17 protein-coding genes are annotated in these 17,843 nt (G+C 40.8%); all 17 read right to left on the minus strand.

What is annotated here, in order from left to right:
- Nucleotides 1–3: 3 nt before the first annotated feature.
- The gene (locus GKD17_RS07755) at nucleotides 4–897 is read right to left on the minus strand and encodes a hypothetical protein (RefSeq protein ID WP_007838045.1); all 894 of its coding nucleotides are present in this window, start codon (nucleotides 895–897) and stop codon (nucleotides 4–6) included.
- Nucleotides 863–1,972 (minus strand): EpsG family protein, encoded by a 1,110-nt coding sequence (locus GKD17_RS07760; RefSeq protein WP_007838047.1) that lies wholly within the window; start codon nucleotides 1,970–1,972, stop codon nucleotides 863–865. Before GKD17_RS07760 ends, GKD17_RS07755 begins: the two co-directional genes overlap by 35 nt.
- 24 nt (nucleotides 1,973–1,996) lie before the next feature.
- Nucleotides 1,997–3,007, minus strand: a complete 1,011-nt coding sequence (locus tag GKD17_RS07765; protein WP_007838049.1) for a glycosyltransferase family 2 protein — start codon at nucleotides 3,005–3,007, stop codon at nucleotides 1,997–1,999.
- A complete protein-coding gene (locus GKD17_RS07770; RefSeq protein ID WP_007838051.1) occupies nucleotides 3,004–4,155 on the minus strand; it encodes a glycosyltransferase family 4 protein in 1,152 nt (383 codons plus the stop codon). Before GKD17_RS07770 ends, GKD17_RS07765 begins: the two co-directional genes overlap by 4 nt.
- A complete protein-coding gene (locus GKD17_RS07775; RefSeq protein WP_007838053.1) occupies nucleotides 4,152–5,186 on the minus strand; it encodes a glycosyltransferase family 2 protein in 1,035 nt (344 codons plus the stop codon). Before GKD17_RS07775 ends, GKD17_RS07770 begins: the two co-directional genes overlap by 4 nt.
- A complete protein-coding gene (locus tag GKD17_RS07780; RefSeq protein WP_007838055.1) occupies nucleotides 5,183–6,094 on the minus strand; it encodes a glycosyltransferase family 2 protein in 912 nt (303 codons plus the stop codon). The genes GKD17_RS07775 and GKD17_RS07780 overlap by 4 nt, the downstream gene beginning before the upstream one ends.
- The gene (locus tag GKD17_RS07785) at nucleotides 6,076–7,269 is read right to left on the minus strand and encodes a glycosyltransferase family 1 protein (protein ID WP_227191512.1); all 1,194 of its coding nucleotides are present in this window, start codon (nucleotides 7,267–7,269) and stop codon (nucleotides 6,076–6,078) included. Before GKD17_RS07785 ends, GKD17_RS07780 begins: the two co-directional genes overlap by 19 nt.
- Entirely contained in the window at nucleotides 7,212–7,904 is a 693-nt protein-coding gene (locus GKD17_RS07790) for a glycosyltransferase family 32 protein (protein WP_007838059.1), read from the minus strand. Before GKD17_RS07790 ends, GKD17_RS07785 begins: the two co-directional genes overlap by 58 nt.
- Nucleotides 7,905–7,917: 13 nt before the next feature.
- A complete protein-coding gene (locus GKD17_RS07795) occupies nucleotides 7,918–9,195 on the minus strand; it encodes a glycosyltransferase (protein WP_007838061.1) in 1,278 nt (425 codons plus the stop codon).
- Nucleotides 9,167–10,603, minus strand: coding sequence for a hypothetical protein (locus GKD17_RS07800; protein WP_007838063.1), 1,437 nt, complete (start codon nucleotides 10,601–10,603; stop codon nucleotides 9,167–9,169). Before GKD17_RS07800 ends, GKD17_RS07795 begins: the two co-directional genes overlap by 29 nt.
- A gap of 133 nt (nucleotides 10,604–10,736) precedes the next feature.
- Nucleotides 10,737–11,765 (minus strand): acyltransferase, encoded by a 1,029-nt coding sequence (locus GKD17_RS07805; protein ID WP_007838065.1) that lies wholly within the window; start codon nucleotides 11,763–11,765, stop codon nucleotides 10,737–10,739.
- Nucleotides 11,765–12,667, minus strand: coding sequence for a glycosyltransferase family 2 protein (locus tag GKD17_RS07810; RefSeq protein ID WP_007838067.1), 903 nt, complete (start codon nucleotides 12,665–12,667; stop codon nucleotides 11,765–11,767). Before GKD17_RS07810 ends, GKD17_RS07805 begins: the two co-directional genes overlap by 1 nt.
- Nucleotides 12,664–13,650, minus strand: coding sequence for a glycosyltransferase family 2 protein (locus GKD17_RS07815; protein ID WP_022185936.1), 987 nt, complete (start codon nucleotides 13,648–13,650; stop codon nucleotides 12,664–12,666). Before GKD17_RS07815 ends, GKD17_RS07810 begins: the two co-directional genes overlap by 4 nt.
- 14 nt (nucleotides 13,651–13,664) lie before the next feature.
- Nucleotides 13,665–14,780 (minus strand): glycosyltransferase, encoded by a 1,116-nt coding sequence (locus GKD17_RS07820; protein ID WP_007838073.1) that lies wholly within the window; start codon nucleotides 14,778–14,780, stop codon nucleotides 13,665–13,667.
- A gap of 11 nt (nucleotides 14,781–14,791) precedes the next feature.
- Nucleotides 14,792–15,760 (minus strand): glycosyltransferase family 2 protein, encoded by a 969-nt coding sequence (locus GKD17_RS07825; protein WP_007838075.1) that lies wholly within the window; start codon nucleotides 15,758–15,760, stop codon nucleotides 14,792–14,794.
- On the minus strand, nucleotides 15,757–16,815 hold the full coding sequence (locus GKD17_RS07830; RefSeq protein WP_007838076.1) for a glycosyltransferase WbsX family protein: 1,059 nt from the start codon (nucleotides 16,813–16,815) through the stop codon (nucleotides 15,757–15,759). The genes GKD17_RS07825 and GKD17_RS07830 overlap by 4 nt, the downstream gene beginning before the upstream one ends.
- Entirely contained in the window at nucleotides 16,812–17,600 is a 789-nt protein-coding gene (locus GKD17_RS07835) for a hypothetical protein (protein WP_032936519.1), read from the minus strand. The genes GKD17_RS07830 and GKD17_RS07835 overlap by 4 nt, the downstream gene beginning before the upstream one ends.
- Nucleotides 17,601–17,843 lie beyond the last annotated feature (243 nt).

Consider the following 17,843-nt stretch of genomic DNA (forward strand, 5'->3'; position numbering starts at 1 on the left):
TTTTTATATATGTATAAGAATGAATGAAATTATTTTTTTAAGTAATCTAATTGGAATTTCTTTTTTAACTTGTTTCTTACATAGATCATATCGCATGTTGGAATCGTAGGCGGCAATTGCTTTTATAAAAGGATCTTCTAAAAATGCAGGATGATTTTGTACTTGCATGATATCCTTGTATATAGGGTCCTTTAACTCTTCCGAGATTCTGTTTTTTATTTCTTTAGGAGACCTGACTTTAAAAGCTATCATTTGGCAAATATCTGATTTTAGCACATTTTTCAGTTCTATTCGGATATAATCAGAAGCCTTATGATATTGATATTTGTCAATTAAAGCCTTTTTTATGTAATAAAGTTTTTTCAAATCAGGCAACAAACAGGTGTTATATCGAGTTGTCATACCACCGAATCGATAGTTATATCCACATTCTTTGAGTATGTAAATTTTAGATAAATATGGAAATAATTGGAGATTAAAGGCAAGGTCTTCCCCTGTAGTGATACCTGTTGGCTGTATATTGGCTGCATTTAATGAAGATTTTCGATAGAGTTTTCCCCACATATTAACGGATAAAATGTTGATTCCAAAAAAAGAAATATAGTATTTGTTAAATAGTTTTGGTTGTTGTATTAGTCCGTTAACAGGACTGAGTCCCGTTTTTTTACCACCCCATAGCGATCCATGACTCGTTGCATTCCCATTTCCACATAGTCTACTCCAGTTTTTTCTGCCGTTTCGTATATTGTTGTAAGTATTTTTTTTATTCACCAGCCAGTCATCCGAATATATTGTGCTATGTATTGTTCGGTGTTGCAAATTGGGATGATAATTGAAATCATGGTTATATGAATGTATTAATTTATTTCCAAATATTAAAATAAAACGTAAACGCATAGAACGTTAACAACGCATAGCCCAACATTTTTTCATGATTGACCCAAAAACGTTCCTTCATGAACGGATAAATCAATACCACCGGCATGATGAACCACGAAATCTGGGCGAAACGGTTGGAATAGGCGGCACGGATCACCAGCACCCAGAAAGCATTGGTGACAAGGAACGTATTATATATCCAATGGTAATACTCGTCCTTGAAGTTGCGGCGGAAGATGAAATAGTACCCCACCGCTACCCCCATGGCACTATATAACAGAAAGTCCCAGCGGAAAGTCATACTCATCTGAACGATCTCGCCCACCATGTTGTCACCTGTCAGATAGCCGGAAAAGCGGTCGTCTCCCCCCATCAGATTTGTTGCCGCCAAATATGCCTGGATACGTCCGCCTATGGCATACGATACGCCTACACATGCCATCCATCCTGCCAGATACCAATAGCTATTCTTGATGAACCAGGTCAGTGTGCCTGCTCCAACCATCAGATAGATGGATTTGTGGATTCCGGCTGCCAACACGCATAACCCGATCATTACGGGTGGACGGTTGACATACGTCATTGCCAAGATGAACAAGGAGGCTCCCATGCCATTCCGGATACCGTTTACTCCGTAACTCCAGAAAGTAAACATGCTGAGTATGACTAAGAAAGGAATATAGTAATACCCTTTGAAGATACGTTGCATAGCCAGCCACAATGAACCGATATAAACAGTGGCACATAGCAGGAAAAAAGTATGGATGTCGCTGTATCTGGCAAACCATTGCATAAGGTTGTAAAACAACCATTCGCCTTCCCATTGCCAGGAAAAGGGATCGCGTGAGTTGGCTGCAGTATAAAATCCTTTGGCGTAGTTTACCGTGTCTCCGAAATAAACGCTGACAGGACGTAGCCCCATATACAAGATCAGGATTAGTGTAAATAATACGCCCCACATGGCGTTGAGCGACACGGTCTCTTTTTTCAATACGCTTCCTGTGTGGCACTGCCATACGGCTGTCAGTACCATGCACAATACGGTGACATCGAAATAATGGGCATATTCACTTACGGGGATAAAGTCTATCATATTTATGGATGTTTTTTCGTTATGTTATTTTTTTCGTGCTTTTGTCTCGCACAGTTTCATGAATCCGCTGTACAGGGGCGGAATGTAATAGAAACTGAGGAGTGAAAGTTTTATATGAAAGGGGATATGTCTGTTTTTCAGGAACTCGTTGGCTGTTTGCTTTTTTAGTCTTTTCGCTGTAAGGTGTGCCAGATGCCGGTAAGGCGTGTTTGACGCATGATACCTCACGTTGATTATCATCTTGAAAAGCTTTTCCAAACAACATCCCCGGTAAACTGTATTTTCTTTTGGAATGTTTTGCAAGCAGAGATAGTAGGAATCGGCACGGTCTATGTAACGGGGATTTACCTTTTGATGTGTGATACTCGTAGGTCGTTGTACCCAGTAGTACATGGGGATATCTATTATGACAGCTTGACAAGATTTTTGATAGATCCGGCAGTTGAACTCAGTATCTTCTGTACCGGTCTCTTGGAAAAACTCATTATCCAACAACTCCCGTTTATAAAGTTTGTTCCATACTACTTGCGCTTGAACTTCTTTTATTCCTTGCTGTGGGGTGGAATGGTTGAATAAACTTTTTATCATTATTTCTTGTGTAAGAATGCTTTTTGTGTAAGCGGAAGGAATTGAATAAGATTTGTCATTGTCATATACCTGTTTTCCTAAAATCATGGAAAAGCTATAATTACCTTCCTGTAATGCTTCCAACAGCACTTCATACATTTGCGGATGGATATAATCATCACCGTCAATGAAAGAGATGTATTTTCCTTTGGCAGCTTTCATCCCGCTATTTCTAGCCGGAGACAATCCTGCGTTTTTCTGATGAATCACTTCAATGCGGGTGTCTTTCCGGGTATATTCATCGCAAATTTCTCCGGAATGGTCGGTGGAACCGTCATTCACTAATATGATTTGCAAGGTTGTATAAGTTGATGCCAATATGCTTTCGATGCATGGGCGGAGATAGGCTTCTACATTAAAAATAGGAACGATGACGCTTATTAAATCCGTTTCTATATCTTTTTTCATTTTCTTTTTTCATTGATAAGCTGATTAAATAATTCCATCCACATAGGGATGATATTTTTTATATCATACTGTTCTGCTTTCAAACGGGCGGCTTTTCCCATTTCCTTACGAAGTTCTTTATCCTCTATCAACCGGCAGATTCTGTCAGCCAATACCTTCTCGTTATTAACGGGTACGAGAAATCCATCATGCCCGTCGGCTATGATGTCCTGCGGTCCGCAGGGGCAAGCGTATGAGACGACAGGAACTCCACAAGACATGGCTTCGATGATAACCAATGGGAGACCTTCAAAAAGCGAAGTTAATGTGAAAATTGACGCTTCATATAATGGGGAAAATATATCATAAGTATATCCTTTTAAGAAAATATTGTTTGTCAATTGATTGTTTCTTATTTGTTCTTCCAATTCAGTTCTTAATTCTCCTTCACCCCATATTTCTAAAGTCCAGTCAGCATGCCTTTCTATTACATACTTCCATGCGGAAATTAACGAGCTGAAATTTTTAGGAAATGCCAATCTTCCTACAGCAATTACTTTTTTATTTATTAATGAAGCTTTTTTCGAACCAAATGAAATAATAGGATTAGGAATGACACACACATCCACTTCTGTATTTTTTCCCCAATGGACAACTTTATCTTCTTTTGTAAGTACCACCGTCCGGTCATATTTTTTAAGGTGTATGCGATAATCAATGAAGTCTCCCAAAATGGCAAGGAGTTTGTCGAATACACTTTGGGCATGTAATGACCTGTAATTTTTATTGCTATGTATCTCTCTGATAAAAACCGGATGGGAGCTGACCGACAGGTAAGGTAAAAAGTTTTTCTCACTTGTTCCGGTAGATATGACAATATCCGGCTGTATTTGGTTCAGTATCTCTTTCAACCGTTTTTTATGTTGTTTCCTTTTATAGATAATACCTTTCAATATATAAAAACGGGATTTCCAGTCATCTTCAAAATAATTTATGTCACAATTTACCAAATGTACCTTAGTGGAAAGGGGGAATACTGGTTTGTCTTTATTGTCGGTCACAATAATCCAAACCTCATTCTTTAGAGCTAATTTATTTGCTTTGGCTATTGTGACTCTTTGAATCCCTCCTGCATAGCAAATACTATCTGTACAATATGCTATTTTCATCGTTCTATAATAAATTTTATAAGTTTCAATAGGCACAAAACTCCTGTGGTAGACCGGAATCGTGCCATTTCAAAAAATAGCCTCCAGTGTATCGGAAAATAGTTCATCGGTAACTGCCGGATACTTGTCCTATATTCATGTGAACTCAAAATTGCGGACAATGCACCGTGTTGTTTCATGAAGCTGACCGGTGAAAAGGTGATGTTCAATCCTTGTCCTATCAGGCTTAATGCCCGGCGATATGTTAAAGCCTTTTCAAGGTCTTCCCGGTGTAAGGGAGTTATCCATTCTTCTATTAACCGGAATAACAGGTTCCACTGTTCAGTCAGATGGGGTTTATACAGTTTGGTTAGCGAGGTGATGTTGTTTTTTCGATAATGGTAGAACAAGTCAGGCAGATAGATGGCTTTTTTTACCCAAGTGAAATAATACACATTGAAGAGTAAGTCCTCTGTACCGATTTGTCTGACAGGAACAAACCGAAGGCCATGTTCTTTGATGAGTGATGTCTTATATAGTTTTCCCCAAGCTGTAGACAAACTGTCTATCTTTCCGGGCAAACGCAATTCTTGATCGTTAGGAGCTATAAGTCGCGCATAGAGCCAGTGGATTGAAGATCCTTGATAAACCATCTTTTTGTCGCTGAACAGATATTGAGGAAAGGACTGGTTGGCAAATTCACGAATGTAAGAGAAAAGACAGACATCCGTTTGTTTGTCGGTGTGTGAAAGAAGTGTTTTGCAGCAGTCTGTTCCTATCCAGTCATCGCTGTCCACAAACATCACCCATTCTCCACGGGCACTCTCCAGACCTTTGTTACGAGCGCCTGATAGTCCTAGGTTCTCCTGATGGATAACAAGGATCCGGCTGTCCCTTTCCGCGTATGCTTTCAGAATATCCGGTGAATTATCCGTCGATCCGTCATTTACACAAATAATCTCAATGTCCCGATAAGTCTGGTTCACTAACGAATCCAGACATTGGGGCAGGTAAGGGGCTGTATTATAAACCGGTACAATGATACTGATCATGATAATTTTCGTGCTTTATACCGTATATATCCATACCAGGTTATTCCCGGAAGCAAAGCGGATAGGGTCAGCCATTTGCGTGGTGACTCCGATAGAAAATGGGGATTTCGTGCCAACAAACTGTCTGCCACATAGTGCATCGCTTCGATGAAACGTCGTTGTGAGGTAGGAGCCAGTTGCATGGAACTTTTGCGGATAAAAGCAAAGCCTCGCGGGTTACGTATGTATTGGCGGTACATGTTCAAGCTTGAACCGTCGGGGCGGTATTCTACGTTTACCAACACTTCGTTCAAGGCCAGTAAAGGGTAATCCTGATCTATCAATTGGTATTTATAACCGAGTGATACATATTTCTCTCCTTCAAAAATGGGATATTCGGGATATTGTTTGATGACATCCGTGCGATACACCAGTTTTTTGTCTCCCCGCCCGCCTTGTGCATAGAATCCGCCTAAAGTAGTCCGCCTGCATTCATAAGGAAAAGGCGTACCGATTAAATTTCCTTGGAAATCAGCATCCAGTCCGATGATTCCTGCTACTTCTTTTGAACCGTGTGCGTTCCAGAATGTGATAATCTTCTCCACTGCATCATCGGGCATATAATCATCCGAGTCGACGCAAGTGTTCAACTCTGTGTCGATCAACCGATAAGCCGTATTGTGTGCAGCATGCATTCCTTGGTTCTCCTGATAATGGTAGCGGATGTCTATTTTCCTCTCTGCTATCCATTTTTCCACCCATTCAAGGGTATCGTCGGTCGAACCGTCATCCACAATCAGCCAGATGAAATCTTTGCAGGTCTGCCGTGACAGGGCTTCGTAACCTAAATGCAGAGTATAGGCACGGTTATATGTCGGCGTGAAGATGGTCAGCGTCTTCTTATCTGTTTCTATCTTGTTTTGTTCCATTGTCCTAAATAATAATTCTGAAGCCATTCGGCGTTTTTCACAATGTCGTAACCGGCATCGGCTATTTGTTGGTAATAACCAGTGCGTCGGCTTGCCATACAGCGCACTCTCTCTATTTCGCATGCCCATTGTCGAGGAGCTGTTTCCAATGAGAGGAAGGAGACTTGGTCGGTCAAAGCCGCTTCGCGGGGAATGCGATCGGACACAACGCAGGGCAGGCCGGCACATTGCGCCTCAACCATAGAAACGGAAAGGCCTTCCATAAAAGAGGGGAACAAAAACAGATCCATCGCTTGCAACAGGCGGTTTACATCCGGACGTCCCCCCAACAAATGTACTTGGTCTGTCAAACGGAACTGTTGTACCTTTTTTTGAATGGCTTTTTGCAATTCCCCCGTACCAACCAGCAGCAGGTGTGCTGTGGGATTAAACTCCTGCACATATTTATGAAACACCTCCAAGAGGAACTCATGGTTCTTCTGTCGGTTGAAACGTCCGACGTGTCCCACGACCGTAACATCTTTGGACAAGTGAAGTTCTTGACGAACCTCCAGCCGCACCGCTTCATCAAACCTGTATAGGAACGTGTCGATGGCATTGCGTTGCAAAATCGCTTTTTTCCCCAACTCGTTTCCAAACAACCATCGGGCGGCTTCTTTCCCACAGGTAAACCCTTGGGTCAGGTAAGGGCGCATGGTATGCTTGAAATAGGTGCGGAAAAGCCATTTAGTATCGAATAAAGCGTGTGCGTTGTGTGCGTGCGCAATAATTACGGGTACTCTTCGCCCTGCTGCTTCCCGGTAAACGAAATATCCCGATTCCGAACAATGCCCATGGATAATCCGATACTCCGGATGTTGGTCGAAAAAGTCGGAAATTTGTTTTCTGTATGTATTGAAGGTGAACGGATGGAGGGGGATCATACGGTAGATCTTGCCACCCATTGCCTCTATTTCATCATCGTATGCGCCCCGTTCCTGCCGGTGTACCATGAAATCAAACTGAACCCGGTTGCGGTCTATGTGACGGTAGTAGTTCATGACCATCGTTTCGGCACCTCCCCGGTTCATGATGGTGAAAAGCATCAATATTCTGATAGGTTCTTCCATTGTGACATTTATTTCATTCGATTTCCTGTCAGCCGATGCATCCATTGGCTGAGCTTGTTTATCCATCGGCTTCGTTTGATCCATGTCTGGCTATACCAATGGATGGAATATGTATTTTCGGTGCGGTGTAACTGCCCGTCGATGTAATCATACGGACAGAAATAATCCGTAGGATAGAGAGTGATGTCTCCGAGCTGCTGAAAACTGCCGTCCTTTCTGAATCCGTAAACCTTTTCCAGTTTGCGGGTCAGCTCTTCTACGTTGGTGGTCTGGTCCGGTTTCCCATCCGGGGTGATGAAACAGCGATGATCGTATGACTTTAATAATTCAATGAAGAAAGAGTGGGAGGGTTCTGCTCCTATCAGGTTCGTTCCTACCCATTGAGTTCCTTCGAATCCTAAAAAGGCCTTATTCGTCAGTAACCTATCCAAGGGACGTACCAATTCTACATCCGTGTCCATATAGACACCTCCTTCGTGTACCAATGCCCACAAACGTGCCACATCGCTCACAAAAGCCCATTTCTTGGTAGCGTATGCCTCTTCGCAATAGCGGTTCAGACGGATGTCGAAGTTATTTTCGTTCCACTCCTTTATTTCGTAACCGGGACAATGTTTCTGCCAGTTCGCTATCATGCGGAGTACTTCAGCAGGCTTTTCCTTATCTCCAAACCAACAATAGTGTATTGTTCTCGGGATCATGTGTTTCCTCTTTTTATCCTTCTATTGCTGAATAAATTTTACCGACTTCTTTTTCGTTCCCATAATGGCGGATTCGTAGTTGTGCCTTGATGGCTTCTTGTTGTCGTTTGTCGGCAATGAACTGTGCCAATCCTTCAGCCGCTCCTTCCACATTGTTTGGGATGATAATGCCGTCCACCCCTTCTTCCAGTTGGCTTGAGGAGGTAGGAAAACGGGTAATGACCACCGGTTTTCCCAATATCTGCGCTTCACGCACCGTTACTGCTTTGCCTTCGTAACGCGAAGGCTGTACATAAATGTCACATGCCTTGATGTAAGGGTAGGGATTCATTTGCTTGCCAGCCAAAACGAAATGTTTTTCCATCCCCGTTTCCGCAATCGCTTTCCGTATCAACGGTTTATCTCCGCCATACCCTACGACATACCAACAAACGTCAATGCCCTGTTGCACCAATTGACGGCAGATGTACACTGCCCGGTCGATGGCTTTAGGATAAGAGAACCGTCCTACGGTACAGAGCAGAACAGGATGTTTTGTTTGTCCTTCTCGTCCTTCGAATGCTTGTAGGAAAGAAGTGTCGAAGGGCAGTTCCGCCTGTTCACGTATAAAAGTTTCGGACAGGATATTTTCCATCAGTATCAACTTGCATTCTAATGAAGGGAATTTTGAAAGAAAACCTTTGGAAACCGATTCAGAAATGGAGATGATGCGGCCGAAAGCTCCCCATACCGGCAATTCCCGGCGGGTATTGATGTCAATAAAGGAATAGTCGGTATGAATCCATGCCCATTTTTGCTGTGCCTTTACTTTGTCGCGCACAATGTTGTGCGGTGTAAGGAAACTGATGGCCAGGTCATACGTCCGGCCTTCGTTGATGGAGGGCAGGAATGGAGTAGTACAGTCTGCTACATATTGAAATATGGCCTGACTTTCTTTTGCCTTCCTCCGTTTCCTGTAACACCAGTCCAAAAGGTGTGCTGCGATGCGCCCGGCAGCAATGTCCCAATACCCTTCGCGGATAATTTTCCGGATAGGGCGGGTGAGGGTGGTGTACTTTTTTACTTCGGGCAGAAGATTCACTTCCTTGGGTATGAGGTTCATAAATTCCCCGCTATGCCGGTAGACAAACAGATCCACTTGGCAACGCGAATAGTCTAGGGCATTGAGCAAGCCGATCAGCGAGCGTTCTGCCCCGCCTATCTCCAGGTATTGGATGGCGATGAAAATACGGGGAGGCGTTGTGCCATGTTTGATTGGCTGTCTATTTTGATGTGATGACTGATTTTTCATCTTTCTCTATTAATAATGTAGAGTGTGCATTGATCACCTCTGGATGGTTTCGGCGGATATATCCCCCTATACTGTTGTATGTCAATCCCAGCCGGGTGGCAATGTCTTTCAGTGTTTCGGTGGTCGTCCCATACAGGCGGATCGCTTCAGCATATTTTTCTTTGCTTTGTCTGGACATCCGTTTCCCCTCAGAGGTCTGTACCATACCCTGTCGGTTTGCCAACTCCGGTTCATGTTTGTGCAGGTACTCTCTGAATGTCTCGGGATGGAGCCCGAACTCTTTGGCGGCGTGGGCTATCGGGCGGGGGTGTTTTCTCAGGCTCCCGATGGCTTTCTCGTATTTGGCGGCTACGGTTTTCATCCGCTTTTTCGATTTCCGCAAATCAAGACCCCCTTCTGCCTTGCCGGAAAGTCCTGCCCGTTCCCTCACTAAGTCGATATGCCATTTGTGCAGATAAGAACGAAGTCCTTCCGCTGTGACGTGTGTTCTTTCTGCGATTTCTTTTAGCGTGAGAGCCGTGTCCTTATAAAGAGACAAGGCTTTCGCATATTTATCTTCTGTACGGAGAGAGGGTTTGTAGGTCCTTCCGTTGCCGGATAGTTCGCCTCTCTTCTTCTCTGGTCTGGCCTGTGCTTCCGAACGTTTCTTTCTCTTTTGTTCCAGTATATTTTTGTGATAGAACCTCAGATGCTGTTTGAAACCGCTTGGTGAGACATGGCATGCCCCGGCTATTTCAGGGATCGTCATGTCTGTCTTTTTATAAAGCTCAACTGCTTCGGCGTATTGTTTGGTGCAAGCCGGGGTCGCCCCACGATGGGTGTTGTCATTTATGCCCAACCAGTGGCGTACTTTCTCGCGCCAAGGAATGACTTCCGGTTCATGGATGCGCATGAAGTTGGCTAGTCCCGTTCCCTCCACTCCATGTTTGCGGGCTATCTGCGACACATTCAATTCGATATCCTCCAGAGACAAGCATGCATCTATAGCCTTTTTATATCTGGCATGCGACACCACATTGGGCTTTCCTTCGGACATGATCTTGACGGCATGGGGATTTTCTCCTTCCAAAGGAATGCGATGGCGGTGTAATACCAATTCGCGCCAGTAGCGGCGCAAGTAACTGCCGAGTCCTCCCGCTGAGACGTGACATTCCATAGCTATCGTTTTCAGTGGCATGTTTGTCTCCGCATAAAGGGCAACTGCCTTGTCGTATTTCTGATGAAGCGCGTGGCGCCGCAGCAGAGCGGATCGCTGTCTCGGAGTCAATCCTATAGGATCCGGAAACGGATTTTCTTTTTCCAGTTGTCCCATTGGATTCGCTTGTTCATTGCTTTGCTGGGGATTCCTCACCGGCTCCTTTGTGGGATAATCTCTGTCTTTCATCTCTTGATGGAATTGAATAGCCATACCTTTTCCCTCATGTTCTTGGTATAAGAGCTTTAGTGGAAAAAGTTAGATATGTTCGTGAGGCAAGTAAGATATCTTATTTGCTCCACGAACATATCTAACTTTGTCCGCGAAGATATCTTACTTTTTTTGTTCACTTGAGCCGTGTGCTTTCATAATGTGTATGACCGATAATGTATTGTGCGCCAGGTAGAAAACTGATCAGGTAACTAGCTAGGACAGAACCGGCAAATGTCAATAACGAGACAATGGTTGTTTGTACAATGTATGAGTCGATGACACGAATGAACTCCCATTGCCAAAGTAGGTAACGCATGATGAAAATATGTATCAGATAAATGCCGAACGAGAGTGAGGAAAGCTGGGTAAGTGTCTTTCTCATCCGTAGCCAGATCTGCCAATGTTCTATGCATTCTGCCATACGATACCAGCTCACACATTGAATTGCTACAAAAACAGACAGATACCAAAACAGATCATAGAAATCGACTTTCCATCCGGCTGTTTTGCATACGACTGGTGCTGCCATGGCGACCGTCAGCAAAGGAAACAATGCTTTCCATGGAATTCTTTTAGGATATTGTTTCAAATAATATCCCAAGACAAAATAACCTGCATAACCCGTAAAGTAATAAAGAATTCCAGTATCTCCGGTATTGATATTTACTACTGGACGGACTATGGGGAAACATAGGCTGATTCCCCATAGTCCCAAATAAAACTCGATTTCTGTCCGACTCGCATAGTTCAACCATCGACTCAAAACAGGAGCCAATAAGTATAATCCTATCAAAGTGTACATGAACCACAAGACCGGATTGCCTTGTGGTGAAAAAGGTAAAGATCCCAAGGTTCGCAGCCAGTCAATAGATTCGTCTCTCATCAGCGTGTTACAACCTAAATAGAACAAGCTCCAAAACAGAGTAGGGAACAATATTTTCCCGAATCTCCTTTTCAAGAAAATACTTGCTCCTGTACGGACAGGAAGCAATAATGCCCCTGATACCATAAAGAACAGTCCGATACAAGGAGCAGTCAAATAGCTCAATGTAGACAGGAACAATCCGTTCCCCTCCGCACTATCGGGTAGCGGAGCGTGCATGGCGATGACCATGAGACAGGCTAAAAGGCGGAGGAGGTCGAATTTAGAATCTTGTTTCATTATGATAATCGCTTAAATTGAAACCATCTTCTGCACGCAATTACAATCCCCATCGGGATACTGACATAGAGCAAAAAATCATATGAAATAGCTTTCAGTGCATAAGCAAGATGCCCTCCTAATAAAGAAAGTGCCACCATTTGAGCAGCATTGTATCTCTTTTCACACATTTTTTTTGAAATTATGATCCGCTGTCGATACATCATAGCATAACCCATCGGATTATCTCTTAGCAAACGCCAAGTACTGTCGCTTAGCCCTCCTTGTTGGTACTCGCAAAGATAAACCACTTGATTATACCATCTTAATTTATATCCATCTAATGCTATACGATTCCAGATAACTTCTTCCGGAGTAAAATTTTCCCCCTGCCAAACAGGAAAACGATAACGATTCAGTTTCTCGGTGTAAAACACCTCTGCCATATCCACATCTAAACCATAATGCGTCCGCTCCAAATTACTGCACTCTACATATCCTATAGAATTCGGAATATTATATGTTTGTTTCAACGGTTTTCTGTTCAAATCCCCTCTTTTTTTGGATATACCTATGATGTGTTCATCCGTAATTCCATCAAAAGCCGAGATAATCTGCTCGACAGCATCATCAGTCAGTAAGTCATCGCTATCCAATATCATAAAATACTGTGCCTTTGTCAAATCTAAGGCTCGGTTAATCGCCCGGTTCTTTCCTCCATTATCAATCGTATAGAACCGTTTATCAAAACCAGTCTCCTCTGCTTGCCATTGCTTCAACAGCGAAACCGTATCGTCCGTTGAGCCGTCATTGATAACCAACCATTCAAAGTTCATGTTGGTCTGCCGTTTCAATGACTCATACAATCGTGGTAATGTATGTTCGCGATTATAAGTAGGAGTGAATATGGTCAGTAAATTCATTGCAAAACTTTTTTATAAATCCTATAAGACAAACAAAACCAGCCTATACGGTGCAGCCAGTAAAAGAAACGCTCACCCATATGATGCGGTGTATAAGCTAAAAAAGCTTGACGTACCCAAGGACTTTTATGCAGTGATTTTAATCCTTCAAAACAATATTGTTTAGTAATTAAGCCTTGCATCAATTGATTCATATATTTGTATATAAGCATTTCGTAAGATTGATAGGCTATACGATTGACGACCTGTGCGTTATTCAGATAATCCGACAGCATTCTATGAGAAAGTTCATATATTTGCAACAAATTCTCTGGAATAGATGATACTCCTGTTGCTACTCCCTGCACTCGTATCCAATGATATAAAGCATGAGGAATGAATCTAATATTTTGAGCATATTTCAAGTATCCAATCATAAAAATGAAATCCTCATTTATAGAGTAATTTCCATATTTAATATTGTATTTTCGGATAATATCAATTTTATAAAGCTTGTTACAATTTATATTCATGATACCAGATGCAAATGCCATTTCCAACTGCACTCTATTCTTGAACTCCACCACAGTAAGATTTTGTTCGATGTGATCTGTCGAAGAAAGCAATTGTCCCTTACTATTATACTCATCTACCATATATCCGCAAACTACAAGGTCTACATCCGGACAAGAACAAAGTTTTTCCAAATAATTGGGCTCAACAAAATCATCTGCATCCACAAAGCAGATAAATTTCCCCTGTGTCTCATCCATAGCAGCATTGCGTGCAGCTCCTACACCTTCGTGGTCACGACACAACAAACGAATTCTATTATCTTTCTCCGCATACTGGGCACAGATCTTGTAACCATCGTCGACAGACCCATCATCCACCAAAATCAATTCCCAATCATTCCTCGTCTGATTCAAGACAGAATCTATACAATTACTTAATGTAGTGGCTGCATTCCAGAATGGAACAACAATCGTAACATAAGGTTTCATGTCTATTCTATATTTCACCCCAATAAATTTTCTATTTCTTTTACAGTTTGTAATGTGCTAAAAAATGACTTTCGTTGAACTGCACGTTGCTGTAAATCTATAAAATAATTCTTTTCTACCATTGCTCGTTTAATAGCCGAATAAAAATGTTCCCAATCCGAACAAAGTTCACCAAAGCGCTCCTTCTCCAACAATTCACTTGGGCCAGAACAATCCATACTAATAACCGGTACCCCCAAATAAAGAGCCTCTGCTATAACCAAGCTATAACCTTCGGCAATAGAAGGACACACTAACAACTGCATATTTTTTAATATACTATAAGGATTGGCAATGAAACCGGGCATAGAAACCACGTCATCCAACCTTAATTCATGTTGTTGCCGCTCCAAAGCCTTACGTTCTTCACCTTCTCCCAATATATAAACCTTAAACTTCACCTCTTCCTGCATCAATTTTTTCACAATAGGCAACAAATGGTCGAAACCTTTTGGACGTGTAAGACGACCTATTGCCACAATATTAAAAACATTTTCATCAACTTCTATCGTACAGGGCAACTCTTTCTTTTTCTCTATATCAGATTCGTCTATCGGATTATAAATCGTACAAACTTTTTCTAATCCATAATGTTCACACATCATACGTTCCACAGAATGCGATACACAAATCACCTTATCGAACTGTTTATAAGCCTTAATCTCTTTTTCACGATTTTGATAAATTCCTTTTTCAAGCGTCCATGGCAACTGTATCAAATCACTATGTACCCAAGCTACCTTTTTAACTCTATGCAAAGATGCCAACAACTTAGTACAGACCCCCTCCACAAACGCTACATACATATCAATACCAAGTTGCGGAACCACCCATTTAGCCACTAACCATATAGGCAGCCACCGATAGATTAGTTTATATTTCAACTTAGCCCACAATCCATCACCAATAGGAATCACCGAAACAATCCTTACAGGCAATCGATGAAAATCACAATATAAAGCACCCACATCATTCATCACCAATACCGTTACCTCAAACCGATGATAATTCAAATGGCGCAAAATGGTGAGCAGCACCTTCTCTGCGCCACCCCCTGAAAATGATTCAATAAAGAAAAGAATATGCCTCATAATTCAAAAAATCATGTATAATACTTTAATAACAAAATTAGAATTGCAGAAGGTAAAAACAACATTTTTTTCATCCATTCGGGACAATCAATTATTTCTTTATTTTGTTTCAAAAAATTCCAATTAACCACAGGGTGAACGGAACTCATCAATTTAAAAGTTTCTCTCAAATTTCTGACTTTTGATATCTGGTAAAGATTGTCAACCAAATAATTAAACAACTTATTCACCATATATTTTTTTATTGGGAAATTTCCGTTTGCTTGGTTTATACAAAGTAATTGATAGAGTTGATTCCAGTATTCTATATCATTTTGCAAATTATAATCATATATTTTATGGGACAAGCCCGTTACGATATCTATTTGATAGTAGTAGCCGGCATAGTCAACATTACAAACTTGATTTGCATGACTAATGAATTTAATGTTAAAATCCCTATCTTCCGCGTACGATAAATTCTCATTAAAACGTAGCTGATAATTATCAATTACCGTCTTTCTATAAAGCTTTCCATGAAGGGCAGTCGTATAATCTATATAATAGAATTTATCATCACGTAAATCATCTAAAGTCCATTCTCCCGCTTCAACATGCTTAGTCTTTACGCAAGTATCATCTTTCATGCAACTTAACCCTGTTAAGACCAAATCATAAGAACCAACCTGTAATAAATTCTCCAACAGGTGACGGTCAATATAATCATCACTATCTACAAATAAGACATATTCACCCTGAGTGACGGCCAATCCGATATTTCTAGCAGAAGAAACCCCTCCATTCTTTTTATGAATAACCCTAAATCGGTTGTCTTTTTGTACAAATTCATTACATATACATGCAGAATGGTCTATAGATCCATCGTTTATTAAAATCACTTCATAATCTCCTAAAGTCTGATTTTGCAAAGAAGCCAGACAGCGAGTAAGGTATTTTTCTGAATTGAATATAGGGACAATGATAGATATTTTATTCTTCATTTCTTGAAATATGATTCTTTTACTTGTTTCAAAGTCTTCAAAAAGTCTAGTCCGTATTTCAAATCCGGTTCCAGATGATTGCCTTCTCCCCATTCGTTCCATGCTTTAATAAAACATATTTTATTCTCTTTTTGAACAAGAATATCAAAAACATTTTCCAGATGCTTTTGAAACAATGCAGGAGTATAATTTGTCAATATCAAAGAATTTTCCCCTGCTCTTGGGCTATGATCCCAACCAGATATAATAGTCGGAATAATATTTTCTGCTTTATCTTCCTGAGAAACAAAATATCTTAGTGCATCTTCATATTTATAAGTATGTAAAGCTCCCAATTTGTGCTTAAAAAACTCTTTCCATTTGTTTTGATATAACAGGAAGTCCTTTAAGCGTATCACATTAATGGCATCCAACTTATAATGACAAATTGCTTGATACTCCTCCGGAGTCTGCGCCAAACCTATGAAATAAATCCCTGCGAATCCTTCTTTTTGAGCAAATCCATTCCATAAATCAATAAATTGGTCAATCAAAGGAAGCGAATCAGGACTAAAAATGCCGAATATAGGTTTTCCGCCTATTTTGGCATAGCGCTCGTCTTTGAAAGCTCCCAGCAAATTATAGAAATGTTTTTTATGATCTTCTTCCCCTAAATATTGTTGGCTAATCATTATTTCCTTTGTCTGTGGATTCTGCCAACTGTGATTAGCCCAACAGAGGCAAAACGGAAAATCAGGTTCTTTACTTTCCACTACTGCATTAAAGGGTTTTTCCATGATGGTTTTTCCATCTCCAAACCAGTAATGCCAATAACAAAATCCGTCCACTCCATATTCCTTAGCCATATCCGCCTGCGCTTTACGAGCTCTAGGCATTAATAGATTATAGAACCCTAAATCAGCAGGAACATGAGGCTGGTAATGGCCTTTGAACAATGGCTTTGCATTTTCTGCTACCGTCCATTCCGTATGTCCCTGCCCCCAGTATTTATTATTAAACTCAATCTCATAATATTGAGGAAGATAGTATGCAAATAAACTGATATCTTGTTTCATCTGAATGGATATATAAGCGTTAAATAATAAAATATTTTAATAAATAAAGCAGATAATATACGACCTCTTGATTTTTCCAAATCACATAAAAAGAACAAATTGTCACGAAGTGTTATAATGCTAGGAATGTTCATATAAGGAGTATTCTTCGTTGCAAATATGCCAATAATCTTGACCGTCTGAAAAAATGGTAATATTATAACCTCTTTATGGGTTATCAATTCCTGAGCCAAAATATTCTCAAAAAGTCCACCTTCATCCTCAATAAAGTCTCCAATTCGAGAAGATAACATTCTTTCCAGTGTTAGAGGAGCCGCCACAAACACCACACTTCTAACAAAATCTTGTGATAACAAATCCGATCTAAATACATTAGGTAACTTAAGAGTCAATGAATTTGCTATTTTTTCTATTGCTGGCACTATTACACGCCCCGTAACCTTTATAAGATATTTACATCTTTTTAAAAAAACAGAATTTTCAGTTGTATACAATATAATTACAGCCTCTCCATATCCCTTTCCGAGGCTTTTATCATAGTTATTCCCTTTAAAGCACAAGTATTCCAATCTACCAGAATCAATATAAGAGTGAAACTCACAACTCATATCAAACCCTGTATTCTCAACGAAACAGATTGGTAGTGATGTTTCTTGCAGATAAAAGTTCAAAGCATTCACATATTGTTTCCTTCGCAATTCCACATCTTGTAATACTGTTTTCGACATCCCGTTAGGATTAACACATGCTGTTAATAAAACAACAATTCTATGCGAATTACTCATTATATTTAAATTTTATAATAAATAAACTTCCATCAAGGAAATTTCATTTTGTAAAATTACAATTAACACAGCTCCCATAAAGGATGGGATAAAATAAGATGTACAACGCTTTCTATGTTCATCAACGAATAGCTCTTCTTCGGATTGAAACAAACAAATCTTGCCACAAACATAAACGGGAGCATGTGGAAAGAATAGATAAATTCAAACGTTAACATGTCATCTTGGCAGGCATACTTTCGC

Source organism: Phocaeicola dorei (assembly GCF_013009555.1).
In the GTDB taxonomy this organism is placed as follows: Bacteria; Bacteroidota; Bacteroidia; order Bacteroidales; family Bacteroidaceae; genus Phocaeicola; species Phocaeicola dorei.

Bases quoted from the DNA above. Each gene is read 5' to 3' on its own strand.
- GKD17_RS07755 (WP_007838045.1), bottom strand. From the start codon at position 897: ATGCGTTTACGTTTTATTTTAATATTTGGAAATAAATTAATACATTCA.
- GKD17_RS07760 (WP_007838047.1), bottom strand. From the start codon at position 1,972: ATGATAGACTTTATCCCCGTAAGTGAATATGCCCATTATTTCGATGTC.
- GKD17_RS07765 (WP_007838049.1), bottom strand. From the start codon at position 3,007: ATGAAAAAAGATATAGAAACGGATTTAATAAGCGTCATCGTTCCTATT.
- GKD17_RS07770 (WP_007838051.1), bottom strand. From the start codon at position 4,155: ATGAAAATAGCATATTGTACAGATAGTATTTGCTATGCAGGAGGGATT.
- GKD17_RS07775 (WP_007838053.1), bottom strand. From the start codon at position 5,186: ATGATCAGTATCATTGTACCGGTTTATAATACAGCCCCTTACCTGCCC.
- GKD17_RS07780 (WP_007838055.1), bottom strand. From the start codon at position 6,094: ATGGAACAAAACAAGATAGAAACAGATAAGAAGACGCTGACCATCTTC.
- GKD17_RS07785 (WP_227191512.1), bottom strand. From the start codon at position 7,269: ATGGATAAACAAGCTCAGCCAATGGATGCATCGGCTGACAGGAAATCG.
- GKD17_RS07790 (WP_007838059.1), bottom strand. From the start codon at position 7,904: ATGATCCCGAGAACAATACACTATTGTTGGTTTGGAGATAAGGAAAAG.
- GKD17_RS07795 (WP_007838061.1), bottom strand. From the start codon at position 9,195: ATGAAAAATCAGTCATCACATCAAAATAGACAGCCAATCAAACATGGC.
- GKD17_RS07800 (WP_007838063.1), bottom strand. From the start codon at position 10,603: ATGGCTATTCAATTCCATCAAGAGATGAAAGACAGAGATTATCCCACA.
- GKD17_RS07805 (WP_007838065.1), bottom strand. From the start codon at position 11,765: ATGAAACAAGATTCTAAATTCGACCTCCTCCGCCTTTTAGCCTGTCTC.
- GKD17_RS07810 (WP_007838067.1), bottom strand. From the start codon at position 12,667: ATGAATTTACTGACCATATTCACTCCTACTTATAATCGCGAACATACA.
- GKD17_RS07815 (WP_022185936.1), bottom strand. From the start codon at position 13,650: ATGAAACCTTATGTTACGATTGTTGTTCCATTCTGGAATGCAGCCACT.
- GKD17_RS07820 (WP_007838073.1), bottom strand. From the start codon at position 14,780: ATGAGGCATATTCTTTTCTTTATTGAATCATTTTCAGGGGGTGGCGCA.
- GKD17_RS07825 (WP_007838075.1), bottom strand. From the start codon at position 15,760: ATGAAGAATAAAATATCTATCATTGTCCCTATATTCAATTCAGAAAAA.
- GKD17_RS07830 (WP_007838076.1), bottom strand. From the start codon at position 16,815: ATGAAACAAGATATCAGTTTATTTGCATACTATCTTCCTCAATATTAT.
- GKD17_RS07835 (WP_032936519.1), bottom strand. From the start codon at position 17,600: ATGAGTAATTCGCATAGAATTGTTGTTTTATTAACAGCATGTGTTAAT.